The following is a 24,394-nucleotide window of genomic DNA, read 5'->3' as shown; positions in this document are numbered from 1 at the left end:
GCTAACGGGAGATGTGGCTATGGTAGGGGCTCCAGTGGACACCACCAGAGCCGACAGGGGAGGTGCGGCTGCGAGCCGAGACCGCGGCGTCTTCTCAAGATTCCGCAGGTCGACGGGACAGCCGAAATCCGTGACCGACACCGCTGACCAGTCCCGCACCGCCGACTCCGCGACCACGGCGACTTTCGCGACCGATGCGGACGCGCAGGCGTGGACCCCTCCCTCCTGGGAGGAGATCGTCAGCACCCACAGTGCCCGGGTCTACCGGCTCGCCTACCGCCTGACCGGTAACCAGCACGACGCGGAGGACCTCACCCAGGAGGTCTTCGTCCGCGTCTTCCGGTCGCTGTCGACCTACACGCCAGGCACCTTCGAGGGCTGGCTGCACCGCATCACCACCAACCTCTTCCTGGACATGGTCCGGCGCAAGCAGCGCATCCGCTTCGACGCGCTGGCCGACGACGCCGCCGAGCGGCTCCCCAGCCGAGAGCCCACCCCGCAGCAGCACTTCAACGACACCCACTTCGACGCGGACGTCCAGCAGGCCCTGGACACCCTCGCCCCCGAGTTCCGCGCCGCCGTGGTGCTCTGCGACATCGAGGGGCTGTCGTACGAGGAGATCGCCGCGACCCTCGGGGTGAAGCTGGGCACCGTCCGTAGCCGTATCCACCGTGGCCGCTCCCACCTGCGCAAGGCGCTCCAGCACCGCTCGCCCGCCGCCAGGGCCGAGCAGCAGCGCACCCTGAGCGCGGTGGTGCCGACGGCCCGGACGGGAGAGGTGAGCGCCGGGTGACCTCCGCCGAACACCACCTCGGAGACCGGCTCGCCGCCCTCGTCGACGGCGAGCTGGGACACGACGCCCGCGAGCGGGTCCTCGCCCATCTGGCGACCTGTCAGGGCTGCAAGGCCGAGGCCGACGCGCAGCGTCGGCTCAAGAACGTCTTCGCCGACGCGGCACCGCCGCCGCCCTCCGCCGGGCTCCTCGCCCGGCTGCAAGGCCTGCCCGCGGACGGTGGTCTACGCGCGGGGCACATGGACGACATCGACCGCGGTCCCGGCGCACCAGGGGGCTCGTCGGACGGGGAAGCAGCAGCGGGCAGCGCGTTCACCGCGACCGCGCTGCCCGGCTCCGACCGCTCGCCCTGGGTGTTCGACCACCTGCCGACCGGCCGGGGTGGCGGGCGCAGCCCGCTCATCCCGCAACGCGGCTTCCGGATACATGAGATCCCGGCGCCGGGCCGCGTCGAGCGCGCCGCCGAACGGGCCGCCGACCGTGTCGAGCGGGAGCGCTCCGCCTCCCGTGGCCGCCGCTTCGCCTTCGCCGCGGCAGGCGCGTTCTCGCTCGCTGCCCTGGCCCTCGGCGGCACCCTGGCGACCGGTGCGGCGAGCAGCTCCGGAGGGGCGAGCGCCGACAACCCCTCCGCCAACCCGGTGCGCAGCGCGTCCTCCGGCTCCGGCGCCTCCCGGGACGCCAGACGGCGCGGCGGCGATCCGCGCGGCGCGGTGCAGAGCACCCGTGCGTCGGACTCCGGCCCCACCTTCGCCCCCGTCGCCTCGCACGGCGCCGCTGCCCCCGGCACGCGGCTGACCGCGCCGGTGAGCCTTATGCAGAGTTCGGCACCCTCGCCGCTGTCGCTGCTCAAGCAGCCGCGGGTCTCACCCGCCACCAACAGCTCCGGCTGGTACGGGCAGCGCAGCGCGGGGACCCTGAGCTCGCTGCGTGGTTCGGCGTCCCTGCTGCCCGGCGGCCCTCAACTGCCGTCCGCGGACGTGCGGCTCGCCAGCGGCAGCGCCCGGCCCGACCCCACCGTGCTGCGGTCCTACCCCGGCCGGGCTCCGGCCGGCACGGGCCCGCTCTCCGCCTCGGCTGCCGGGACGGGCTCGGCGGGGCGCTGACGCGGTGCCGCGTTGACGCCCGCTGTGCGGTGCGCCGCGTTCCTGGTTGAATCCTCTCGACAACCCCCTTGCCCAGCTGGGCAACCGCCTTCCGGGGCCGGAGGTGGCCGGGGAGCTGAACAGTGCGGGTGACCAGCTGGAGAGGGCATGGACGAGCCGAAAGCCACCAGGCAGGAGCCGAAGTGGTGGAGCCGCCCACGCTGGGCTCCGGGCAAGCGCCCCGAGCCCGACACCGAGCCCCCACCGGCGCCCGTCGCCGGTACGGACACCGAGCCCCCCTCCGCGCGGGGCGCCGTCACCTCTGACGACTCCGAGCCGGGTGACTCCGGCGCCTCCCGCGCTCCGGGGGCCTCCGCGCAGGCCGCACACGGCGACTCCGCAGCGCTCTCTCAGGGAACCCAGGGAGCCCATGGGACGTCCAGCGCGCCCGTGACCGAGGAGACCGCGGCGCCCGTGCCCGTACCAGTGCCTGCGGCCCGTCCCGAGCCGCTGCACGGAGTGGACCCGTACTCCACACCCCCGTACGGAGGACCCGGCCCCTGGGCCCCGGCCCCGCCCGTCCAGCGCCCGTCGGTCACACCGCCGCGGGGAGTCGTCGTGCCGCCGGGTCCTGCGGCTCCGTCCTACGAGGGCCAGGCGGTCACGCCGCCGCAGGGTGTCGCTGTGCCGCCGGGTGCTGCGGCTCCGTCCTACGAGGGCCCGACAGTCACGCCGCCGCGGGGAGTCGTCGTGCCGCCCGGTGTCACGACCCCGCCCTACGGGGTGCCCACCGACGGCCCCGGAAGCGAACCGGGACCTGCGCAGGAGTGGGCGGCCGGCCGTACGTCCGTCGTATCCGGGGACCCGCAGCCCCTCATGCCGCCGGCGGCCGTCGAGCCGCAGTCTCCGCTGTCCCTCGGTTCCGCCCCGGGGCGCCCGCGCCGTAGGTCCCGTATCGCGATCGGCGCGCTCGTGCTGGCGTTGGCGGCGGGCGGCGCGGGCGGGGTCATCGGGGCGTACGTGGAGCGGAACGGCAATGTGAGCGATGTGAAGCTGCCGCAGACCGCCGCGGGCCCGGCGGGTGAGGGCGGCGAGCGGCCCAAGGGCAGCATCGCGGGGATCGCCCGGCAGACCCTGCCCGGCGTCGTCACGCTGCACGCGCGCGGTGGCGGCGCTGAGGCGACGGGCACCGGCTTCGTGCTGGACCGCCGCGGCCACATCCTCACCAACAACCACGTCGTGGAGTCGGCCAAGGGCACCGACGGGGTGCGGGTCACCTTCAACGGCGGCCAGACCGCGACCGGCGAGATCGTCGGCACCGACAGCGGCTACGACCTGGCCGTCGTCAAGGTCTCCGGCGTCTCCGGACTCACCCCGCTGCCGCTGGGGAACTCCGACGCGGTGCGCGTCGGTGACCCCGTGATCGCGTTCGGCGCGCCCTTCGATCTGGACGGCACGGTCACCACCGGCATCGTCAGCGCCACCCAGCGGCCTATCACGGCGGGCGGCGAGGAGCCGGGCAGCGAGTCGAGTTACGTGGACGCGCTCCAGACGGACGCCCCGATAAACCCCGGCAATTCCGGCGGTCCGCTGGTGGACAGCCGGGGCCGGGTCATCGGGGTGAACAGCGCGATCAAGGGCGCGGGCAGCGACTCCGGGCTGCCCGAAGGCGAGGGCGGCGGGAGCGGCAGCGTAGGCCTGGGCTTCGCCATCCCGGTCAACCAGGCCCGCCGGGTCGCCGAGGAGCTGATCAACGAGGGCCGGGCCACCCATCCGGTCATCGGCGTCACCCTCGACACCGAGTACGAGGGCGCCGGCGCCCGGATCGGCGGCGCGGGCGGCGGCCAGGGCGATGCGGTCGTACGTGGCGGACCGGCGGACAAGGCGGGGCTCAAGGCGGGGGACGTGGTCACCAAGGTCGGGGACAAGCTGGTGACCAGCGGTGAAGAGCTGATCGTCCGCATCCGCAGCCACCGCCCCGGCGAAAAGCTGGAGCTGACCGTCCGGCGTGGCGGTCCCGATGGCGCGCAGCGGACGGTGCGGGTGACCCTCGGCTCCGCCACGGGTTGACCGGAGGGTGAGAGGGCGGGCTCCCGTTTGCGGGCCGTGGGCGGGTACCGTGACATCTGGCTGCAAGAGCCGTGGACGGAGTGAGGGAGCTGCGCGGTGTTCTTCGATATAGGACCACTGGAGCTGGTCGCACTCATCGTGCTCGCGGTGTTGGTGTTTGGCCCCGAGAAGCTCCCCAAGGTGATCCAGGACGTCGCCGCTTTCATCCGCAAGGTGCGTCAGTTCTCCGACAGCGCCAAGGAGGACATCAGGAGCGAGCTGGGCCCGGAGTTCAAGGACTTCGAGTTCGAGGACCTGAACCCGAAGACGTTCGCGCGTAAGCATCTGCTGGACAACGACGACCTGGGCATCAAGGAGATCAGCAACAGCTTCGACCTGCGCAAGGATCTGGCCGAAGTCACCGACGCGGTCAACGGCACCGACAGCGCCGGCAACGGCGCGGCGCGCAACGGCGGCTCCGGCAAGGTCGACACGGTCAAGAAGAGCGTGCAGGGCGCGGGGCAGCAGGCCGCTGACCTCACAAAGAGCACCTCCGACGGGGTGAACGGCCGACCGGTGCAAGGGGACGTGCTGCGCAAGAGTGACCCGCCGCCGTTCGACGCGGACGCGACCTGACATCGCACCTGATGTCCCATCAGGCAACGATCGTGTCACCTCGGCGTTCGCACCAGTAGGACATCTACGGCTTTTGCCGTCCATCTCGCCACCCGCACCGCGTCCTGATCCACCGGGCATGACCGACACGGCGGACCGGTGTGGCTATCCTCCCAGTGTCGGGGGTCGCCGTCCGAGGAGCTCGGCTGCCCAGGCAACAGGGCAATGAGGAGGCGTCGCACAGATGGAGACGACGAGTCGGCTAGCCGGTGAATCCGGGCCCGCCGCACAGGGAGTACCCAACGCGCGGCGGGCGGTGGACGACTATCTGATGGCTGCCTTTCCGTGGTACGGCCTGGACGCGGCCTTCACCGGGCCGCGCTGGCTGATGCAGGTCGGTACGGCCGCAGACGGCACGGTCGAGCACGGCTCCACCGGCCATGGCGAGGAGCCCTCCCTCCGCGCCGAGACCACCCCTGAGGACCAGAGCTTCGCCGTGGTCGTCACACTGGCCAGCCGCCCGGTGCGGCGCAGCGCCGACGGCACCGGAACGCTGGAGGCCACCTCGGTCTCCACCGCCGCCTGGCTGGCGGGCTCGGGGCTGCTCTCGTGCAGCTTCCCGATGGAGATGGACCGCAGCCTGCGCCAGGACTGGCTCGACCAGCAGACCAGCGTTGCCTGGGAGCTCGCCGACGATCTGGAGGGCTCCGGCTGGAGCACCCTCTCGCTGCCGGTGGACGGTGTCCCCACCGACTTCCACTACCGCGAGTCCGAGTACGGCTGGGTGCTCGCCGGCTCGGCGCAGGAGGGCGTCCACCTGGGTGCCTACGGGCGCGGGATGAGCGCGTACGGCCTCGGCTTCGCCGTGGTGAAGGACATCACCGAGTACGAGCAGGGCTGAGCACCGCCCGCTGCCACGGACAAGCGCACGGCCCCCGTACGGAGTCTCCGTACGGGGGCCGTGCGCTGTGTGGTGGAGGTGTCAGAATTTGTTGCTCGGGGTGAGGCCCAGCGACATGCCCGACAGGCCGCGCTGGCGGGAGCTGAGCTTGTCGGCGACCGTGCGCAGCGCCTTGCCCGCGGGGGAGTCCGGGTCGCTGAGGACCACCGGCTTGCCCTCGTCGCCGCCCTCGCGCAGCCGGATGTCGATCGGGATGCCGCCCAGCACGGGGACATCGGTGCCGGTCGTACGGGTCAGGCCCTCGGCGACCTGCTTGCCGCCGCCGGTGCCGAAGACGTCGACCATCTCGTCGCAGTGCGGGCAGGGCATGCCGGACATGTTCTCGATCACGCCGACGATCTTCTGGTGGGTCTGCACCGCGATGGAGCCCGCACGCTCCGCGACCTCGGCCGCGGCCTGCTGCGGGGTCGTCACCACCAGGATCTCCGCGTTCGGGACCAGCTGGGCGACCGAGATGGCGATGTCACCTGTGCCGGGCGGCAGGTCCAGCAGCAGCACGTCCAGATCGCCCCAGTAGACGTCGGCGAGGAACTGCTGGAGCGCACGGTGCAGCATGGGCCCGCGCCAGACCACCGGGGCGTTGCCCGGGGTGAACATGCCGATCGAGATGACCTTCACCCCGTGTGCGGACGGCGGCATGATCATGTCCTCGACCTGGGTGGGCCGGCCGTCCGTGCCCAGCATCCGGGGGACGGAGTGGCCGTAGATGTCGGCGTCCACCACGCCGACCTTCAGCCCTCCCCCAGCTGCCAGCGCCGCGGCGAGGTTGACGGTCACCGAGGACTTGCCGACGCCGCCCTTGCCCGAGGCCACGCAGTAGACGCGGGTCAGCGAACCGGGCTGGGCGAAGGGGATCTCACGCTCGGCCTTGCCGCCGCGCAGCGAAGCGGCCAGCTCGCGGCGCTGCTCGTCGCTCATCACATCCAGCTCGACGGCGACCGAGGTGACGCCGGGCACGCGCTGCACGGCCTCGGTCACGTTCGCGGTGATGGTCTCGCGCAGCGGGCAGCCGGAGACCGTCAGATAGACCCCGACGTCCACCGCGCCGCCGGGCGCGATGGCGATGGATTTGACCATCCCCAGGTCGGTGATCGGCCGGTGGATCTCCGGGTCGTTCACCGTCGCGAGTGCCGCACGCACCGCGTCTTCGGTGGGGGTGGTTTCCTGGGTCTCGGTAGCCATGACTGAATGGTAAGGGCGTAAGCGCCGGCTTAGCTAAGCGGCCGGTCAGCGGTCTTGGTCACTCTCCCGGGCCCCCGCCGCCTCACGGTCGTTCTGCTCCAGTTCCTTGACCAGTTCGGCCAGCTCGGAGCGGATCCAGTCCCGGGTGGCGACCTCGCCCAGCCCCATCCGCAGCGCGGCGATCTCCCGGGAGAGGAACTCGGTGTCGGCAATGCTGCGCTCGTTGCGCTTGCGGTCCTGTTCCAGATTGACCCGGTCCCGGTCGTCCTGGCGGTTCTGTGCGAGCAGGATGAGCGGGGCGGCGTAGGACGCCTGGAGGGAGAGGGCCAGGGTCAGGAAGATGAACGGGTACTCATCGAACTTCAGCCCCTCAGGGGCGACGATGTTCCAGCCCATCCAGACGATGATCACGATCGTCATCCACAGCAGGAAGCGTCCCGTGCCCAGGAAGCGCGCGATCCGCTCCGAGGCCCGCCCGAAGGTGTCCGGGTCGTAGGTCGGCAGCAGCGTACGCCGGGGCGTACGCGGTACGTCCAGCCGCGGTCCCTCCCGCTCAGCCATTGCCGCTCCCTCGTGCCTGGGGTTCCTGGTTCTCCTGCTGCTTGCCGGGGGCGAAGCCGGGCAGCCCGTCCACGGCCGCCGCTTCCCGCCAGTCCTCCGGAAGCAGGTCGTCCAGCACGTCGTCCACCGTGACGGCGCCCAGCAGATGGCCGTCCTCGTCCACCACGGGGGCCGAGACGATGTTGTAGGCCGCCATATAGCTCGTCAGCGTGGGCACCGAGGCGGTGGGCGGCAGCGGCCGGAGATCGGCGTCCACAAGGGCACCCACGAGCGCGAACGGCGGTTCCCGCAGCAGCCGTTGGAAGTGGACGACACCGAGATACTGACCGGTCGGTGTCTCGTCCGGCGGCCGGCATACGTAGACCTGGGAGGCCAGCGGCGCGGACAGGTCCTCGTTGCGCACCCGGGCCAGCGCCTCCGCGACGCTCGCGTCCGGCCGCAGCACGATCGGCTCGGTCGTCATCAGGCTGCCCGCCGTGCCCTCCTCGTAACTGAGCAGCCGCCGCACCGGCGCCGCCTCCTGGGGCTGCATCAGATCCAGCAGGCGCTCCTTGTCGGCCTCCGGCAGCTCGCCGAGCAGGTCGGCCGCGTCGTCGGGGTCCATGGCCTCCAGGACGAGTGCGGCGCGCTCGTCGGCGAGCTTGCCGATGATCTCCACCTGGTCGTCGTCCGGCAGCTCTTCCAGTACGTCGGCGAGCCGGTCGTCGTGGAGAGCCGCTGCCACCTCGGCCCGGCGCTTCTCGGAGAGGTGGTGCAGGACGTTGGCCAGGTCAGCGGGGCGCAGCTGCTCGAAGGTGGCCAGCAGATTGGCGGTGCCCTGCTCGGGCTCCTCCAGGTTGAAGCCGGTCACCGCGTCCCACTCCACGGTGAGCGTCTCGCCGCGCCTGCCGCGCAGCCCGCCGCCCTTGCGCCCCTTGCGTACGAACAGCCGGTCGATCTCCCAGTCGCGGCGGGCGGGCAGCCGCTGGAGACCGACGTCGAGCACGGTCACCTCTTCGCCGGTCTCCTGGAGGGTCACCTGGCGGTCCAGCAGCTCGCCGAGGACCAGCCGTTCGTTGGGGCGCCGTTCGAAGCGCCGGATGTTGAGCACCCCGGTGGTGATGACCTGGCCGGATTCCACGCCCGTCACCCGGGTCATGGGCAGGAAGACCCGGCGTCGGCTGACGACCTCCACCACCAGCCCGAGGACACTGGGCAGCCGCCGCCGGCCGCCCACCAGTGCGACCACATCGCGGACCCTGCCGAGCTGGTCGCCGTTGGGGTCGAAGACGGGGACGCCGGCCAGGTGGGAGACGAAGACCCGGGGAGCGCTCGCTGCCATGAGCCGCCTGCCCTCCTCGGCCTCACCGACCGATCGCTACCACGTCGCATTACTTCTGCGGCCTTACGCCACTCTTGCACGTATATGCCGGTTTCAGGCTAGCGTGACCGGCGCCACAGCCGTCGCAGCCGAGTGCTCCGGACGGCTGCCTTCCGGGGAGCCGTCTCGGGGCGGGTAGGGTGCCCTCTGCCGCCGCCGAGCACAGGAGGAACGCCTCGTGACTGGACGCGCCCGCGCACCCCGGAGTGCAGCGCTGCTCGCCCTCGTCTGCGTAGGAGCGAGCACGGCACTGAGCGGTTGCGGAGGAGGGGGCGAGGACCCCGACGCGGGCACCAACGGGGTCGGCAAGCTGTCGGCGACGAAGATCGAACGGAAGGCGAAGACGGCCGCCGAGCGGGCCGAGTCCGTACGCGTTTCCGGCAACGTCGTCAGCAAGGGCCAGACCTACCGGCTCAAGATGCGGCTCAAGAGCAACGGCGGCATCGGCGAGGTCTCCTCCGAGGGCGGCTCCACCTTCCAGCTGCTGCGCACGGGCCGGGACCTCTACCTCAAGGCGGGCACCGGCTTCTGGGCCCGGCAGGAAGGCGGCAAGAAGCCCGGCAAGAGCGACATCGCCGCGGCGGGCAAGCTCAAGGGCAAGTACGTCAAGGTTCCCGAACATGACCCGGCGTACAAGCAGTTGAGCGTCTTCACCGACATGAGAACCCTCCTGGACGGGCTGCTGGCCATGGAGGGCAAGCGCGAGACGGGGGAGCGCTCAACGGTGGGCGGCACCAGCACGATCCGGGTCACGGCCGGCAAGGGCCGCGGCGGCACGGTGGACGTCTCGCTGGAGGGGACCCCCTACCCGCTGCGGCTGCGTCGCGCCGGGGGCGCGGGGACGGTGCAGCTGAGCGACTGGAACGGCAACTTCTCGCTGCACGCGCCGAAGAAGGAGGAGACCGTCGACTACGGCAAGAAGATCTCCCCCGAACAGCACGGCGGCTGACCGGCCCACCGGCCGGGAGGGGCCAACTCCGTCGGGCAGGCTCTAACCGCGGGTTCGGCGGCGCCGGAAAAGCAGCCGCGGCAGCCCGGCGGGCTGGGGCCGACGGGTGGTGGCGGGGGTCGGCGGCGGCGGCGCGGCCTGTGAACCGTGCGGCATCGCACCGGGCCGCTCCAGCGATTCGCCCACCGGCTCCAGCCGCAGCACCCGGCTCTCCCTGGCCCAGCGCTCGGTCATGGTGTCGGCGTCCGGCGCGTTGAGCCGCTTGCCCTTCAGTTCGCCGACCGCCGCCTCCCACTCCTCACCGTACGGCGGGAGTTCACGAACCCGCGCAGGCCATACGACCAGCCGGGCCCCCTTGTCCTTGCCGCGCACGCTGACGGTGGCGCTGCCGCCGTCCGTCAGCCCCAGGCCGTCGAGCGGCTGCTCGAGCGAGCCGTCACCGACCAGGCACACCGCTCCCTCGTGCCACACATGCCACAGGCCGCGCGCCGGCCCCTCGGGACCGCGCACCCAGACGAGTCCGGACTTCTTGGCCGTCTCCTCGATCAGCGCCCGGTCCAGATGGCTGTCGGTCGGCTGCGGCGTCACGCTCATAGCCGCAGGCTACAGCCAGCCGTTGCGCTTGAAGCCCCGGTGGATGCCGTAACAGATGGCGACGATCAGCAGCAGCACCATCGGGTAGCCGTACTTCCAGCGCAGCTCCGGCATGTAGTCGAAGTTCATGCCGTAGATCCCGGCGATCATCGTCGGGACCGCGAAGATGGCGGCCCAGGCGGTGATCTTCCGCATGTCCTCGTTCTGCGCGACCGTCGCCTGCGCGAGGTTGGCCTGGAGGATCGAGTTGAGCAGGTCGTCGAAGCCCAGCACCTGCTCGTTGACCCGGGTCAGATGGTCGGCCACGTCGCGGAAGTACTTCTGGATGTCCGGGTCGATCAGCCGTACGGGGCGCTCGCTCAGCGTCTGCAGCGGCCGCATCAGCGGCGAGACGGCGCGCTTGAACTCCAGCACCTCGCGCTTGAGCTGGTAGATCCGGCCCGCGTCACCGCCGCGCTTGCCGCTGCCGGAGCGGTCGGAGAAGACATCGATCTCCACCTCGTCGATGTCGTCCTGCACGGCGTCGGCCACCGCCATGTAGCCGTCGACGGTCTGGTCGGCGATGGCGTGCAGCACAGCGGAAGGGCCCTTGCTCAGCAGCTCGGGGTCGTCCTCGAGCCGGTGCCGCAGCGCCCGCAGCGAGCCCTGACCGCCGTGCCGGACGGTGATGATGTAGTCCCGGCCGGTGAAGCACATCACCTCACCGGTCTCCACCACCTCGCTGGTGGCGGTCAGTTCGGCGTGCTCGACGTAGTGGATCGTCTTGAAGACGGTGAACAGGCTCTCGTCGTACCGCTCCAGCTTGGGGCGCTGGTGCGCGTGCACCGCGTCCTCGACGGCCAGCGGGTGCAGGCCGTACACCTGCGCGATGTCGGAGAACTCCTCCTCCGTCGGCTCGTGCAGGCCGATCCATACGAACCCGTTGCGGTGCTGGCCCTCCGGCGAGCGCACCTTGCGCAGCGCCTGGGCCGGGGTGAGCTGTTCGGTCTCCCGGCGGCCGTCCAGGTAGACGCCGCAGTCCACCACGGCGCTGCTGGTGCCGGCCGCGCTGACGCGCTCGTATCCGACGCCGTATCCCGAACGGTTGTCCTTGCGCAGGGCCGGGCGCACTGCGGCGCGCAGCTCTCGGATCATCGACATGAGGCCCCTCCACGGTGCCGTGCCATGTCGCCGTGACACAGGCCGGAGCGTCGTGCTGCCCGGAACGGGGGCCTACGGGCCACCACCCGGAGGTCCGCAAAGCGGGCACCACACGCAAGCTGTGACGACGGCGATTACTGACAGACGGAACAATGCGAAACTGCGAAACGCGGACGCTCTTCCGCCGTGCGCACCCCGATGCGAACCGGTTCTCGGTCCTGGGGGGAGAGTGCGCCCCTGGCCGCTGGGAGATCAGACCTGGATGAAGATCAGCGTCTGAGTGAGGCGGTCGTCGCCGGGCAGGAAGAGCGGCTGGTACTGCACGGTCGACTCGGATCCATGTCAGTCCCACCTCCTCCGGCCGGGCCCCTGTGGGGGACGATGTGTACACGCCTTGACCGGCAGCCAACGGTAGCACTGCACAAGAGGTCCCCGTGCCCGTCGCGCCCGATCCTGACGCCCCTTTGCCGCCTCCTTACATACCGGCGCCGCGCCGAAACCGCCCTGATACCTGCTTGTACGGCGCTCTATGCTCGCCGGATGAACGACGCACTGACTCTGGTCGACTCCCGGCTGCGCTGGGCCTTCGGTGAGCCCGAAGCCCGCGCCTCGGTCACCTTTCTGGGTACCGAGCGCATCGAGGTGCTGCGATTTCTGGACGCCGAGGCGGGCACTGTGCGTTATGCCACCCTCGGCATGTCGGCCGCACCGATGACCGACCCGGCCCAGGCGCTGGCCGACCCGGAGGTGGGGCCGCGCGCCGAACTGCTGCTGACCGTACGGGCCGGAATCGCCGACACGGACAAGGTGCTGCGGCCGCTGGCCGTACTGGCGGCCTCGCCGCAGGTCGAGGGCGTCGTCGTCGCCCCGGGCGCCTCCCTGGACACCGGCGAACCGCTGTGGCCCGGGGCGCCCTTCACCTCCGTACTGGTCGCCGAACCCGGCGGCCTGGTCGAGGACTTGGCCCTCGACCCTCCCCGTGACCCGGTCCGCTTCCTGCCGCTGCTGCCCATGACGCCGACGGAGGCCGCCTGGAAGCGCGTCCATGGCGCCGACGCGCTCCGCGAACGGTGGCTCCGCCACGAGACGGACCTCCGCGATCCGCTGCGCGGGGCCGTGCCGCTGGGGGACTGACCCCTCGAAGGAGACTGCCCCCGCCCTCGTCGAACGGATCGACACTCATGCCTGCCCCTCCTTACGGTGCCTCGCCGGCGAAATAGCTGGTGTGAACACGCGATAAGTTAGGCACGCTAACCAATGCAGACCGCATCCCTATGATCAGCAGGTCATCGCCTCTTTCTTCGGGCCCCTTACACACAGTGCCGCCAGGGCCCCAGGTCCAGGTGGGTGATCGTCCTTGACGGGAGAGCAGCCCGGTAGGACCGTTAGGGCTCATGAGGGGCGAACCCAGTTGCCCGAAGTGCGGTGGCCGGGTCAGGGCGCCCGGTCTCTTCGCCGACACCTGGCAGTGCGGCGTGCACGGCGCCGTGCACCCGCTCCAGCCTGTCCTTCCGCCCAGCGTCGAGGCCCTCGCCGTCGTGGTGGGCCGCACGCAGGTGCCCGTATGGATGCCCTGGCCGCTGCCCGTGGGATGGCTGTTCACCGGCGTCGCCTGCGCGGGGGACGACCGGAGCGGCGGCCGGGCCACCGCCGTCGCCTGCTCAGGGCCCGCACCGCTCGGCGGCCCGGGTGAACTGCTGCTGATCGCCGAGGAGCTGGGCATCGGCCTCGGCGCGCGCTACGCCGGTATCGACGGCCCGGACCCGGGACCCGCCATCTGCGCGGGCAAGCCACCGCAGACCAAGGTCCATGCCGCGGGCCATCCCACCCCCCTCTGGCACGTCAGCGGTACGCCCGACGACCGCGCCGTCTTCGCGGGTGAGGCCTGCGGGCTGTGGCTCTGGGCGATCGTCTGGCCGCAGGAATCCGGGCTGCTGTTGTACGACGAACTGGTGCTGACCGACCTGCGGGACGCGGGGGCCGAGGTGGAACTGGTGCCCTGCGGGGCACTCTCCCCGCGCCTGATCTCCTGAGCGGCCCCTGATCTCCTGTGCGGCCTCGCCGCCCGCGCCTCCTGGCCCGAAGGAACGCCGGACGGTGCGGCTATTGTGGGGAGCGCTCGCCATGAGCCCGTCATGCCCGCCGTCCACCTTTCGGAGCCCGTCGAAGTGCGCATCGACCTGCACACCCACTCCACCGCCTCGGACGGCACCGACACCCCCGCCGAGCTGGTGCGCAACGCCGCGGCCGCGGGACTGGACGTGGTGGCGCTGACCGACCACGACACCGTGGCGGGACACGCCGAGGCCGCCGCCGCGCTGCCCGCCGGGCTCACCCTGGTGACCGGCGCCGAGCTCTCCTGCCGCCTGGACGGCATCAGCCTGCACATGCTCGGCTACCTCTTCGACCCGGCGGAGCCCGAACTGGCCCGCGAGCGCGAACTCGTACGGGACGACCGCGTACCGCGCGCCCGGGCGATGGTCGGCAAGCTGCGCGACCTCGGCGTGCCCGTCAGCTGGGAGCAGGTCCAGCGCATCGCGGGCGACGGATCGGTGGGCCGCCCGCACATCGCGGCGGCCATGGTGGAGGAAGGCGTCATCGAGACCGTCTCCGACGCCTTCACCGAGGAGTGGATCGCCAACGACGGGCGGGCCTACGTCAGCAAGCACGAACTGGACCCGTTCGACGCGCTGCGGCTGATCAAGGCTGCCGGCGGCGTCGCCGTCTTCGCGCATCCACTGGCCGCCAAGCGCGGCCAGTGCGTTCCCGAGAGCGCGATAGCCGAGCTGGCGGAGGCCGGACTCGACGGCATCGAGGCCGACCACGCCGACCACGAACCCGAGACCCGGAAGCGGCTGCACGCGCTCGCCGACGACCTCGGGCTGCTGGCCACCGGCTCCAGCGACTACCACGGCACCCGTAAACCCATCGCGCTCGGCGACTTCACCACCGCGCCCGACGTGTACGCCGAGATCGCCGCACGCGGCTCAGGTGCCACGCCCATCACGGGCTGAGCGGCACCAGGCACCTCTCTGGCCTGTCGGGCCGCTCTTCGCGGGCCGGGGGCGTTTTCCGCGGGCCATGGCAACCCCCTCGTGCGCGTAAGCGCTGCAAGCCACGTGCCGGCGCCCCGCGCCCCGGGTCCGCGCCGCCGCGCGCCTGAGCTCCCCGCCCTCCCTCCCCCTCTCCCTTCCAGCCCTCTTTCAGCAAGGCACAGGCACCACCGTGTTCGACTTCGCGCTCTTCGGGTCCGTCTTCCTCACTCTTTTCGTGATCATGGACCCGCCCGGTATCACCCCCATCTTTCTCGGCCTCACCTCCGGGCGACCGGTGAAGGTCCAGCGCCGGATGGCGGGGCAGGCGACGGCCGTCGCATTCGGAGTGATCACCTTGTTCGGGATCTGTGGCAAGCAGATCCTCGACTATGTGCACGTCTCCATCCCGGCGCTGATGGTCGCGGGCGGACTACTGCTGCTGCTCGTCGCGCTCGACCTGCTGACTGGCAAGTCCGATGAGCCCACCCAGACGAAGGAAGTCAATGTGGCGCTCGTCCCGCTGGGCATGCCGCTGCTGGCGGGGCCAGGTGCGATCGTCTCCGTCATTCTGGCCGTTCAGCGCGCCGACGGCTGGGGCGGACAACTCTCCGTCTGGGCGGCCATCGTGGCCATGCACCTGGTGCTGTGGCTGGTGATGCGCTACTCGCTGCTGATCATCCGCGTCATCAAGGACGGCGGCGTCGTGCTCGTCACCCGGCTGTCGGGGATGCTGCTCTCCGCCATCGCCGTCCAGCAGATCGCCGGCGGCATCACCCAGTTCATCCAGGGGAAAGGCTGAGCGGCAGCCAGGTCAGAGGCTGAGCCAGAAGTCCACGAGCGCCCGCGCGGTCTGCGCCGGCTGCTCGGCGTTGGGGGAGTGGCCCGTACCGGCGACGACCGTACGGCGGGCGCCGAGCCGCTCGGCCATCCCGTCCAGCAGCGGCACCGGCCAGGCGTCGTCCTCCGCGCCGGAGACGACGTGGAACGGAAGCCCGAGCGCGGCCAGTTCGCCCACTCGGTCCGGCTCATCGAGCAACAGCCGCCCCGTCGCGGCCAGTTGCTCGGGTACGTTGGCGAGCCAGCGGCGGCGAAGGAACTCCTCCATCGCCACGGACGCCTCCTCCACCTCCTGCCGTGAGTACGGCGCCTCACCGGCCGAACCGACCGACTGGTCGAGCTGCTGCATGATTTCCCAGATCGCCGCCATGCTCATGGTCTCCATCGCGCCCAGCAGCAGTCTGACGCGCTCCTGCTGGGAGGGCGAGACAGCCGCCGGTCCGCTGCTCAGCAGCGTCAGCGAGGCGAACGGCGCGGCATCCAGCAGTACGGCCGCACGTGCGACCAGGCCGCCCAGCGAGTGGCCCAGCAGATGCACAGTGCCGGGTCGCTCGAGTTCGAGCACGGCCGCGATGGCGTGCACGTCCCGGGCGAGCTCTGCCTGCGCGTAGGCGGCCTCGTCAGGCGGCCCGCCGGTCTCGAACTGCCCCCGCCCGTCCACCGCCACAGCCCGGAAGCCCGCCCGCGCCAGCGGTTCCAGCAGCCCGATGAAGTCCTCCTTGCTGCCGGTGAACCCTGGCAGCAGCAACACGGTCCCCCCGGCACCGGCCGTATCCCCTGTGTCATGCACGGCGAACTCCCCGCGCGCAGTGGCCATACGGTACGCACGCACACCCGCAGGCAGCGCGAGAAACGGCGGCTTACTCATGCCAGGACGCTACCGGTTGCCACCCGGCCCCCCGCAATCGGCCCGAGTGCCCCCGACTTCGCTGGTTACGGACAGCGGCAGCAGCCGTAGGCGGGCGCAGCCGACCCCGACCGGTGGCCGCCCGCTGCGATCTGGCGCGGCGCCCGACTGCGGTCTTGTGTGGCGCTCGGCTTGTGGTTTTGGGTGGGCCGGGGCAGTCACCGGTGCGCGCCGCTGGTCCCGAGCGGCTGCCTGTCCGCTGCGGTCTCAAGCGGTGCCCGGCTGTGGGCGTAGGCGGTGCTGGAGCAGTCACCGGTGTGCACAGCCAGCCCCGACCGGTTGCCGTCCGCTGCGGTGTGGAGCGGTGCTCGGCCCTGGTCCTGAACGGGGCCCGGCGCGGCGCAGGGCCAGGGGCCCGCAGCCGTTCGCGCGGTCCGTGGCCCGGCGTCGGCTGCTGAGGCGCCCGCCGGACAGCGAACGGCCCGGCATCCCTCGTGGGGTGCCGGGCCGTGCGGGTTGGCGGATCAGCCCTCGGCGGACTGCTGGGCCGTGCTGGCGGTGCGGCTGCTCGCGCTGCTGGAGCGGGTCCTGCGGCGGCGGGGCTTGCGCGGAGCCTCTTCCGTGGCGACCGCGGTCTGGACCTCGCCGCTCTCTCCGGCCGCGGAGGTCTGTGCCCCGCCCTCGGAGGCAGCCGCTCCGGCGCGGGTGCGCCGGCGGCGGCGCGGCTTGCGGGCGGCAGCGCCACCCTCGCCCGCCTCGACGCTCGGGGCGCCCTCGGCGGTGGCGACGGCCTGCTCCGCGCTGTCCGCCGTCGCGGCGGCATCGGCCTCACCGGCGCGCAGCGCCCCCCGCGTGCGCCGCCGCTGGCGCGGCTTGCGCGCCGGGCGTGTGCCCTCGGTGGACGACGCGGACTTGCCGGCCTTGCCGGACTTCCCGTGCGACCGGCCGCCGGGCTCGCCCAGGTCCTCGATCTCCTCGGCCGCGAGCCCGGCGCGGGTGCGCTCGGCACGCGGCAGGATGCCCTTGGCCTCCTTGGGGATCTTCAGCGCCTCGTACAGGTGCGGCGAGGTGGAGTAGGTCTCCTCCGGGTCGTTGAAGTCCAGGTCCAGCGCCTTGTTGATCAGCTGCCAGCGCGGGATGTCGTCCCAGTCGACCAGCGTGACGGCGATGCCGGAGTTGCCCGCCCGGCCGGTGCGGCCGATGCGGTGCAGATAGGTCTTCTCGTCCTCGGGCGTCTGGTAATTGATCACGTGGGTGACGTTGTCCACGTCGATACCGCGCGCTGCCACGTCCGTGCACACCAGCACGTCGACCTTGCCGTTGCGGAACGCGCGCAGCGCCTGCTCGCGCGCCCCCTGGCCCAGGTCGCCATGGACCGCGCCGGCCGCGAAGCCGCGCCGCGACAGCTGCTCGGCGACGTCTGCCGCCGTGCGCTTCGTACGGCAGAAGACCATCGCCAGGCCACGGCCCTCGGCCTGCAGCATCCGCGCGACCATCTCCGGCTTGTCCATCGAGTGGGCCCGGAAGACGTGCTGTGTGGTGTTCGCCACCGTCTGGCCCTCGTCGTCCGGCGCGGTGGCGCGGATGTGCGTGGGCTGGCTCATATAGCGGCGGGCCAGCGAGATGACCTGGCCGGGCATGGTCGCGGAGAAGAGCATCGTCTGGCGCCGGGCCGGCAGCATCTCGATGATCTTCTCGACGTCGGGGAGGAAGCCCAGGTCGAGCATCTCGTCGGCCTCGTCCAGGACGAGCGTCCTGATCTCGGACAGCCGCAGCTTCTTCTGGCCCGCCAGGTCCAGCAGCCGCCCGGGTGTGCCGACGACCACGTCGACACCCTTCTTCAGGGCCTCGACCTGGGGCTCGTAGGCACGGCCGCCGTAGATCGAGAGGACCCGGACGTTACGCACCTTGCCCGCGGTGAGCAGATCGTTGGTGACCTGCTGGCACAGCTCACGGGTGGGGACGACGACGAGCGCCTGCGGGGCCTCGGAGAGCTCCTCGGGCTTGGCGCGGCCCAGCTCGACATCGGCGGGGACGGTGACCGACTCCAGCAGCGGCAGTCCGAAACCGAGCGTCTTGCCGGTGCCGGTCTTCGCCTGGCCGATGACATCGGTGCCGGCGAGGGCGACCGGGAGCGTCATCTCCTGGATCGGGAAGGGGGATGTGATGCCGACGGCTTCGAGGGCCTCGGCGGTCTCGGGGAGAATCCCGAGATCTCTGAACGTAGTGGACAGGATGCTTGCCTCTTCTGTGTGACGCGCGAATGCGGCTACGGCGTCCGGCCGACCCAGCTTCTGGGCGGGCCGACGGAGCGAGGAGAGGATCTACCGCGACCAGGCGGCCGTCGTTGCGGCCCGCCTAGCGGTTGCGGGACCACTGTCTCCCGCTCAAGCGCCTCACTTGCGCGAGCGGTCCCTCTCGGCGCGGTCCGCGCGGGGAGCGCGGGCCGGCGGAAGGCTGTCGGGTCGGAGCCGATCGGGCCACCGACCGGGCATCCGCATTTCATGCATGCAGCGAGTCCACGCCATCCGGTGGACTCAATATCACTGTACCCCGGATCCGCGCATCTGTACCGGGGCAATCGTTGTGTACGAGCTCACCTGAGCCCTCGTGAGGCCGATGAGGGCCGGAGGGGTCCTTCCCGACCTGCGGTTGCGGGCTATCGTGCGAGGTATGGAGACGCCTGACAAGACCGCCGCCGAAGCAGGTTCCGCCGACAACGGGTCCGCTTCCGCCGACAACGGGTCCGCCGAATCCGAGTCCGCCCCCGCCACCTCGATCGCCACCCAGAGCTGGGAGCAGGCATCGGCGGACCCAACCTACCGTGCCGCGGTCGTCGATCTGCTGGGAGCGCTGGCCTACGGCGAGCTGGCGGCCTTCGAGCGGCTCGCCGAGGACGCCAAGCTGGCGCCCTCCCTCGCGGACAAGGCCGAACTGGCCTCGATGGCGTCCGCCGAGTTCCACCACTTCGAGAAGCTGCGCGAACGGCTGGCCCTGATCGACGAGGAGCCCACGGCCGCCATGGAGCCGTTCGCCGCCGCGCTGGACGAGTTCCACCGCCTCACCGCACCGTCCGACTGGCTGGAGGGGCTGATCAAGGCGTACGTCGGGGACTCCATCGCCTCCGACTTCTACCGCGAGGTCGCCACGAGGCTCGACGCCGACACCCGCGCGCTGGTGCTGAGTGTGCTGGACGACACCGGGCACTCCAGCTTCGCCGTGGAGAAGGTCCGGGCCGCCATCGAGGCCGACCCGCGGGTGGGCGGGCGGCTGGCCCTGTGGGCGCGGCGGCTGATGGGTGAGGCGCTCTCCCAGGCCCAGCGGGTGGTCGCCGACCGGGACTCGCTCTCGACGATGCTGGTCGGCGGGGTGGCCGACGGCTTCGACCTCGCGGAGGTCGGCAAGATGTTCTCCCGGATCACCGAGGCCCATACGAAGCGGATGGCCGCCCTGGGGCTTGCTGCCTGAAGCCGGCGCTCGCGGCGGCGGGCGCCGGGGCGCTGGGCAGCGCGTCCTGGCGCCACTGCCGGCGTCCCGCCGACTCGTCCCGCAGCAGCAGGGAGAGCAGGGCCGCGCTGAAGCCCAGAGCGACACACCAGATCGCCGGCGAGTGGCCGGGGCCGAGCACGGTGTGGCTGATGAGACCGCCGGCGACAGCGGCGACGGGGCCCGTCGCCAGCACCAGCCGCCGGTCGGGGAGCCGCTCGGGGAATCGCCTGGTCGCGGCGAGCGCGAGCGCGAGTCCGAGGGCTGCGGAGCCGAGAGCCTCCCAGATCATGAGGACCTCCTCGGGTGGGGCCGGGTGCGGAACCGCGATCAGGTGGTTCGCGGTCGTTCCCGTCCTCCCCTCGGGTACGGAGGCTGAAACGGCGGCCGCGGGAGGAATCCCGCGGCCGCCGTTTGCCATGTACGCCGACGCTGTCACCTGCGTACACCTGTGCGTTTTCGTGCGTGCGTCTCACGCGCGCGTGCGTCTCGTGCGTGCGCCCGGTTGGCGCCGCCCGGTCAGATCGCGCCGAAGCCCACCCTGCGGCCCGATGCCTCACCGATCTCGACGTAGGCGATGCGGTCCGACGGGACCAGGATCTTCCGGCCGTGCTCGTCCATGAGGCTGAGCAGCCCGGAGCCCTTCTCCAGTGCCGCCGCCACCGTGCTCTCGACCTCGTCAGGAGTCTGCTTGCTCTCCATGACGATCTCGCGAGGCGCGTGCTGCACGCCGATCTTGACCTCCACGGCTATGTCCCTCCGACGGTCCTGGTATCCCGTGGCGATGCCCGGGATGCGATGCGCGGCCAGCCGCGCCGTACGGAGCAACCCTAGCTCTCAGCAGGGACGCAAAGGGGGCGCGGTCGCACGCCAGCAGCGAACAACCGCGCCCCTGTGCACTGCGGCACCGTGTCCCTACTGCATCGGGAACCCGGCGATACCGCGCCAGGAGAGCGAGGAGATCAGCTTGGCCGCCGCGTCACGCGGAATCTGCTGACCCGCTCCCAGCCAGTACCGCGCGGTGATCTGCGCCATTCCGCACAGCCCCACCGCCAGCAGCATCGACTGCTCAGCGGGCAGCTTGGTGTCCTCGGAGATGACCTCGCTGACGGCCTCGGCGCAGTCCAGGCTCACCTTGTCCACGCGCTCGCGCACCGCGGGCTCGTTGGTCAGGTCGGACTCGAAGACCAGCCGGAAGGCGCCGCCCTCGTTCTCCACGAAGGCGAAGTAGGCGTCCATGGTCGCCGCCACCCGCTGCTTGTTGTCCGTGGTGGACTCCAGAGCCGTGCGCACGGCCTGGAGCAGCGCCTCGCAGTGCTGGTCCAAGAGCGCGAGGTACAGCTCGAGCTTTCCCGGAAAGTGCTGGTAGAGCACCGGCTTGCTGACTCCGGCACGGTCGGCGATGTCGTCCATGGCCGCCGCATGGTAGCCCTGCGCGACGAAGACCTCCTGAGCCGCGCCCAGCAGTTGGTTACGCCGTGCCCGGCGGGGCAGACGCGTGCCACGCGGGCGCGCCTCGGTCTGCTCGATGGCTGTCACGCCGCCTCCCTGAATGTTCCTGAGCGCGAGCTGCGCTGCGCCGCCATCGTACTTTTCGGTAACGGGGGTGGTAGCTTCCCGGCCGACGAAATTTCGCTCCGGTGTCCGGGTCTGCTGCCTCCGGCGTCCCGGTCCGACGGGCGCTTTGGCGGCACTCGTCCAGTTATCGGTACGCGCAGTCTGGCGCGCGTGCTGTCGGTACGCGTCATCGGCACTGTGCGGTGCGCGCTATCGGTACTCGTCCTCTTCCATCTCCACCACGCGGGCCTGCTCCGCCGCGTCGGCCGGATCGACCTCGTGGTAGCTGCGCCCGGTCAGCGGGTCGTCGCGTTGCACCAGCAGGTCGGCCTGCTGCTCCGCCGCGTCCGCCTCGGGGGCCTCAGGTGCCTCGGCCCCCTCCGGTTCTTCCTCGTAGGAGTCATAGGCGTCGTAGGCGTCATAGGGGTCGATGGTTTCCGGATCGGTCGGATCGACAGACATGCCGCTCCCCTTTCCAGGCGGGACCCGACCATGCGGGCCCTACTTACGAGACTACGAGCGGGTCACCGGGGGCGCACGCCGCATGCCTCCCGCTCTCTGACTGCATACTCCGATACTTCCCGGCGACTGTTGCGACAGGCGGAAGCCCGTGCCTCTCCTGTACACCAGTGTGCTTCTTCATGTGACGGTGAACACGTGAGGGCCCGCGTGATCGTCTCGTAACATTGCTCCATGTCGTCAACCGAGCAGCCGGGAGCCCCCGCCTCCGCGGCCCGTACTGCTGTGTCGTCGCCCTCGCTCACGCGGTCCCGCGTGGGGCAGCAGGAGACGTTGCGGACGGTCTCGTTGCCCGGGCTGACGCTCGCCGTACGAGGGCGGCGCGAGGACGGCGCGGACGCGGCCGGCGACACCCGCCCGGCCGCGCTTTATGTGCACGGGCTGGGGGGCTCTTCCCTCAACTGGTCAGCGCTGATGCGTGAGCTGGCTCCCGATGTGCGCGGTGAGGCCCTCGATCTGCCGGGCTTCGGTGACTCCCCGCCGCCCGACAGTGGCGACTACTCGGTCTCCGGGCATGCCCGTGCTGTCATCCGTTATCTGGACTCCTGCGGCCACGCGCCCGTGCATCTGCTGGGCAACTCCCTGGGCGGCGCGGTGACGACCCGGGTGGCTGCTGTACGGCCCGACCTCGTCCGGACGCTGACGCTCGTCTCGCCCGCGCTGCCGGAGATCCCTCCGCAGCGCACTGCCTGGCCGACGGCCATGCTGGCGGTGCCCGGAGTCGCCGCACTGTTCGGCCGGCTGACCCGGGACTGGCCCCCGGAGCGGCGCACGGGCGGTGTGCTCGGGCTCTGCTACGGCGACCCCGCGCGGGTCTCGCCCGAGGACTTCGCGGTCGCCGCCGAGGAGTACGCGCGCAGGGAGAAGCTGCCGTATTTCTGGGACGCCATGGTCCGCTCGACGCGGGGCATCGTCGACGCCTACACCCTGGGCGGGCAGCACGCGCTGTGGCGGCAGGCCGAGCGGGTGTTGGCACCCACGCTTCTGGTCTACGGTGGGCGCGACCAGCTGGTCGCCTTCCGCATGGCGCGGCGTGCCTCGGCCGCCTTCCGTGACTCCCGGCTGCTCGCGCTGCCGGACGCGGGTCACGTCGCCATGATGGAGTATCCGGAGATCGTCGCGGCTGCCGTTCGCGAGCTGATCGACGACACGGCCACGGCGATACAGCGGCTGAACAACTCCTCGGCCGGTGCCGTCACACAGGCCCCGGTAACCCCGGAAGGTGACTAGTGGGACGCCATAGCCGCAAGGGCAAGGCCGGTCTCGGGCGCAGAGAGGAACGCCCCCCGATACCCGAACATCCCGGCCCCGCCGCAGCCGCCCGAGCCCGCCCGGCCGGCGCTCCCGGCGAGCACGGCGGTGCCGGCGTACGGGAGTACGGCGTTCCCGCGCCCGGCAGCCCCGCCGCCCCATCACCCGCGGCTCCGGGGCACGGCCAGCACCCGGGGCGTCCCGCACCGCAGGGCACCCCCGCGCACGGCGTGCCGGTGTTCACCGACGAGCAGCCCGCCCGCGGCGGCCACCCGCAGCAGGCGGAGGGCCGCCCAACGCGCGGCCCCCACGGTCACCCCGCCGGACACGGGCCCGCGCAGGGGTACGCGCCGGGCCAGGACCAGGGTTACGGCCAAGTGCCGGGCCAGCGGCGGCGGCCGGGTGGGCCGCGCCAGGACTATCTGGACGCCTTCGACGACGACGTCTTCGCGGCCGGCGCCCCCGGCGCCGTACCGCACGGCCGGAATCCAGCGGCGGCCGCTCACCCGGCTGTTGCCGCGCCGACAGAGCCCGGGCCCGGTGTCCAGGACGGGACGGGAGAGCGCCAGGACGGCGCCGTCGGCGGCCCCCCTGCCGGTGTGCCGCAGACGTCCCCCGAGCCGGGCCCGGAGCCGCGGAAGCAGGGCAGTCGTGCCCGTACCGGCGCCGGGGTCGTCGCCGCGGCCATCACCACCGTGCTGGCCTTCGTCGCCGCCGCCCAGGTGACGGGTGGGGAGCACAGTTCCGGGGAGTCCGACCGGGGGCTGAAGACCGGCGAGCGCACCCCGGAAGACGTCGACGTCCCCTCCGCCCCCGAGCGTGCCGACCGTGGCACGCGCCCCACACCGGGCGGCGAGCCCGCCTCGTACGACGCGAAGATGGCGCGGCAGTACCCGCTGGCCGACGATCTGAAGGGCTCGGGCAAGTTCACACCCGTGCCCGGGCACGAGAAGGGGCCGGCCAAGGGCAAGGCGGTGCGCTACCGCGTCGACATCGAGAACGGACTGCCGCTGGACGGCAAGCTGTTCGCACAGGCGGTGCACAAGACGCTCAACGACAAGCGCAGTTGGGCACACGACGGCAAGCGCAGCTTCGAGCGGGTCTCCTCCGGGAAGGCCGAATTCGTCATCACGCTGGCCAGCCCCGGCACCACTGACGTGTGGTGCGCCAAGTCAGGGCTGGACACCAGTGAGGACAAGGTCTCCTGCGACTCGGCCGCCACCGAGCGCATCATGATCAACGCGTGGCGGTGGGCGCGTGGCGCCGCGACGTACGGCCCCGGTCAGATGCATGCCTACCGGCAGATGCTCGTCAACCATGAGGTCGGTCATCGGCTCGGCCACGACCATGTGGGCTGCCCCGCGGACGGCAAGCTCGCGCCGGTGATGCTGCAGCAGACCAAGCATCTCACCACGGACGGCAGGACCTGCCGCATCAACGCCTGGCCGTTCCCGCGCGGTTAGCGTTCTCTTCACCGGCCGTTTGCCGAGTTGAAAAGTGCGCGAACGCGCGACTCGCTCGAAAGTCACGGGTGTTCACCCCTTCTGGTGGCGTGACGGACAACCGTCCAGCACGC

The 24,394-nt window shown here is 71.6% G+C and carries 24 protein-coding genes; 13 read left to right on the top strand and 11 right to left on the bottom strand.

Annotated elements, in window-relative coordinates; all coding sequences use genetic code 11:
- Positions 1–19: 19 nt before the first annotated feature.
- From sigE to ACQEU8_RS12585, 5 genes are all read left to right on the top strand, one after another.
- Positions 20–793, top strand: coding sequence for an RNA polymerase sigma factor SigE (gene sigE / locus ACQEU8_RS12605; RefSeq protein ID WP_433099911.1), 774 nt, complete (start codon positions 20–22; stop codon positions 791–793).
- Positions 790–1,896, top strand: a complete 1,107-nt coding sequence (locus tag ACQEU8_RS12600; RefSeq protein ID WP_433099909.1) for a zf-HC2 domain-containing protein — start codon at positions 790–792, stop codon at positions 1,894–1,896. Before sigE ends, ACQEU8_RS12600 begins: the two co-directional genes overlap by 4 nt.
- A 147-nt stretch (positions 1,897–2,043) precedes the next feature.
- Positions 2,044–3,945, top strand: a complete 1,902-nt coding sequence (locus ACQEU8_RS12595) for a trypsin-like peptidase domain-containing protein (protein ID WP_433099907.1) — start codon at positions 2,044–2,046, stop codon at positions 3,943–3,945.
- A gap of 96 nt (positions 3,946–4,041) precedes the next feature.
- Positions 4,042–4,560 carry a sec-independent translocase gene (locus tag ACQEU8_RS12590; protein WP_433099905.1) on the top strand — a complete coding sequence of 173 codons (519 nt, stop codon included), beginning with the start codon at positions 4,042–4,044 and terminating at the stop codon, positions 4,558–4,560.
- A gap of 223 nt (positions 4,561–4,783) precedes the next feature.
- A complete protein-coding gene (locus ACQEU8_RS12585) occupies positions 4,784–5,440 on the top strand; it encodes a hypothetical protein (RefSeq protein WP_433099903.1) in 657 nt (218 codons plus the stop codon).
- A gap of 81 nt (positions 5,441–5,521) precedes the next feature.
- Here ACQEU8_RS12585 and ACQEU8_RS12580 read toward each other — a convergent pair whose 3' ends face one another.
- The 3 genes from ACQEU8_RS12580 to ACQEU8_RS12570 are packed head-to-tail and all read right to left on the bottom strand — an operon-like array spanning position 5,522 to position 8,564.
- Positions 5,522–6,682: an Mrp/NBP35 family ATP-binding protein gene (locus tag ACQEU8_RS12580; protein WP_433099901.1), complete on the bottom strand. Its 1,161-nt coding sequence runs from the start codon at positions 6,680–6,682 to the stop codon at positions 5,522–5,524.
- Positions 6,683–6,727: 45 nt separating this feature from the next.
- On the bottom strand, positions 6,728–7,243 hold the full coding sequence (locus ACQEU8_RS12575) for a DUF1003 domain-containing protein (RefSeq protein ID WP_433099899.1): 516 nt from the start codon (positions 7,241–7,243) through the stop codon (positions 6,728–6,730).
- The gene (locus tag ACQEU8_RS12570; RefSeq protein WP_433099897.1) at positions 7,236–8,564 is read right to left on the bottom strand and encodes a magnesium transporter MgtE N-terminal domain-containing protein; all 1,329 of its coding nucleotides are present in this window, start codon (positions 8,562–8,564) and stop codon (positions 7,236–7,238) included. The genes ACQEU8_RS12575 and ACQEU8_RS12570 overlap by 8 nt, the downstream gene beginning before the upstream one ends.
- A gap of 217 nt (positions 8,565–8,781) precedes the next feature.
- Here ACQEU8_RS12570 and ACQEU8_RS12565 point away from each other — a divergent pair, with 217 nt between their 5' ends.
- Positions 8,782–9,552: a hypothetical protein gene (locus ACQEU8_RS12565; protein WP_433099895.1), complete on the top strand. Its 771-nt coding sequence runs from the start codon at positions 8,782–8,784 to the stop codon at positions 9,550–9,552.
- Positions 9,553–9,594: 42 nt separating this feature from the next.
- On the opposite strand, the gene ACQEU8_RS12560 is transcribed toward ACQEU8_RS12565, so the two are convergent.
- Together ACQEU8_RS12560 and corA are read right to left on the bottom strand one after the other, a co-directional pair.
- A complete protein-coding gene (locus ACQEU8_RS12560) occupies positions 9,595–10,146 on the bottom strand; it encodes a hypothetical protein (RefSeq protein ID WP_433099893.1) in 552 nt (183 codons plus the stop codon).
- 9 nt (positions 10,147–10,155) lie between these two features.
- On the bottom strand, positions 10,156–11,286 hold the full coding sequence (gene corA, locus ACQEU8_RS12555; RefSeq protein ID WP_433099891.1) for a magnesium/cobalt transporter CorA: 1,131 nt from the start codon (positions 11,284–11,286) through the stop codon (positions 10,156–10,158).
- A 540-nt stretch (positions 11,287–11,826) separates the two neighbouring features.
- Here corA and ACQEU8_RS12550 point away from each other — a divergent pair.
- From ACQEU8_RS12550 to ACQEU8_RS12535, 4 genes are all read left to right on the top strand, one after another.
- The gene (locus ACQEU8_RS12550; RefSeq protein WP_433099889.1) at positions 11,827–12,420 is read left to right on the top strand and encodes a suppressor of fused domain protein; all 594 of its coding nucleotides are present in this window, start codon (positions 11,827–11,829) and stop codon (positions 12,418–12,420) included.
- Positions 12,421–12,680: 260 nt separating this feature from the next.
- Complete coding sequence (locus ACQEU8_RS12545; protein ID WP_433099887.1) at positions 12,681–13,319, top strand: DUF6758 family protein; 639 nt, start codon at positions 12,681–12,683, stop codon at positions 13,317–13,319.
- Positions 13,320–13,454: 135 nt separating this feature from the next.
- Positions 13,455–14,300, top strand: coding sequence for a PHP domain-containing protein (locus ACQEU8_RS12540; protein WP_433102347.1), 846 nt, complete (start codon positions 13,455–13,457; stop codon positions 14,298–14,300).
- 211 nt (positions 14,301–14,511) lie between these two features.
- Complete coding sequence (locus ACQEU8_RS12535; protein ID WP_433099885.1) at positions 14,512–15,120, top strand: MarC family protein; 609 nt, start codon at positions 14,512–14,514, stop codon at positions 15,118–15,120.
- Between the two features lie 12 nt (positions 15,121–15,132).
- Here the strand turns inward: ACQEU8_RS12535 and ACQEU8_RS12530 are convergent, their stop codons facing one another.
- Together ACQEU8_RS12530 and ACQEU8_RS12525 are read right to left on the bottom strand one after the other, a co-directional pair.
- A complete protein-coding gene (locus tag ACQEU8_RS12530) occupies positions 15,133–16,026 on the bottom strand; it encodes an alpha/beta fold hydrolase (protein ID WP_433099883.1) in 894 nt (297 codons plus the stop codon).
- A gap of 503 nt (positions 16,027–16,529) precedes the next feature.
- Positions 16,530–18,146, bottom strand: coding sequence for a DEAD/DEAH box helicase (locus ACQEU8_RS12525; protein ID WP_433099881.1), 1,617 nt, complete (start codon positions 18,144–18,146; stop codon positions 16,530–16,532).
- A gap of 532 nt (positions 18,147–18,678) precedes the next feature.
- On the opposite strand from ACQEU8_RS12525, the gene ACQEU8_RS12520 reads away from it, so the two are divergent.
- Positions 18,679–19,473 (top strand): ferritin-like fold-containing protein, encoded by a 795-nt coding sequence (locus ACQEU8_RS12520; protein ID WP_433099879.1) that lies wholly within the window; start codon positions 18,679–18,681, stop codon positions 19,471–19,473.
- Here the strand turns inward: ACQEU8_RS12520 and ACQEU8_RS12515 are convergent.
- The 4 genes from ACQEU8_RS12515 to ACQEU8_RS12500 all read right to left on the bottom strand — a co-directional run bounded on the left by ACQEU8_RS12515 (position 19,424) and on the right by ACQEU8_RS12500 (position 21,510).
- A complete protein-coding gene (locus ACQEU8_RS12515) occupies positions 19,424–19,783 on the bottom strand; it encodes a hypothetical protein (RefSeq protein ID WP_433099877.1) in 360 nt (119 codons plus the stop codon). The genes ACQEU8_RS12520 and ACQEU8_RS12515 overlap by 50 nt on opposite strands.
- Before the next feature lie 227 nt (positions 19,784–20,010).
- Positions 20,011–20,238 carry a DUF3107 domain-containing protein gene (locus tag ACQEU8_RS12510; RefSeq protein ID WP_209265775.1) on the bottom strand — a complete coding sequence of 76 codons (228 nt, stop codon included), beginning with the start codon at positions 20,236–20,238 and terminating at the stop codon, positions 20,011–20,013.
- A 168-nt stretch (positions 20,239–20,406) separates the two neighbouring features.
- Positions 20,407–21,030 carry a TetR/AcrR family transcriptional regulator gene (locus ACQEU8_RS12505; RefSeq protein ID WP_209210737.1) on the bottom strand — a complete coding sequence of 208 codons (624 nt, stop codon included), beginning with the start codon at positions 21,028–21,030 and terminating at the stop codon, positions 20,407–20,409.
- A gap of 228 nt (positions 21,031–21,258) precedes the next feature.
- Positions 21,259–21,510: a hypothetical protein gene (locus ACQEU8_RS12500; RefSeq protein WP_433099875.1), complete on the bottom strand. Its 252-nt coding sequence runs from the start codon at positions 21,508–21,510 to the stop codon at positions 21,259–21,261.
- A gap of 231 nt (positions 21,511–21,741) precedes the next feature.
- On the opposite strand from ACQEU8_RS12500, the gene ACQEU8_RS12495 reads away from it, so the two are divergent.
- Both ACQEU8_RS12495 and ACQEU8_RS12490 read left to right on the top strand, forming a co-directional pair.
- Complete coding sequence (locus ACQEU8_RS12495; RefSeq protein ID WP_433099873.1) at positions 21,742–22,797, top strand: alpha/beta fold hydrolase; 1,056 nt, start codon at positions 21,742–21,744, stop codon at positions 22,795–22,797.
- Complete coding sequence (locus tag ACQEU8_RS12490; protein WP_433099871.1) at positions 22,797–24,281, top strand: DUF3152 domain-containing protein; 1,485 nt, start codon at positions 22,797–22,799, stop codon at positions 24,279–24,281. The genes ACQEU8_RS12495 and ACQEU8_RS12490 overlap by 1 nt, the downstream gene beginning before the upstream one ends.
- Positions 24,282–24,394: the final 113 nt, after the last annotated feature.

Origin of the sequence: Streptomyces sp. CA-250714, from assembly GCF_050936705.1 — a bacterium.
Taxonomy (GTDB): domain Bacteria; phylum Actinomycetota; class Actinomycetes; order Streptomycetales; family Streptomycetaceae; genus Streptomyces.
Note: the sequence above shows the minus strand (reverse complement) of the source record. Positions and strands in the feature narration are given on the sequence as shown.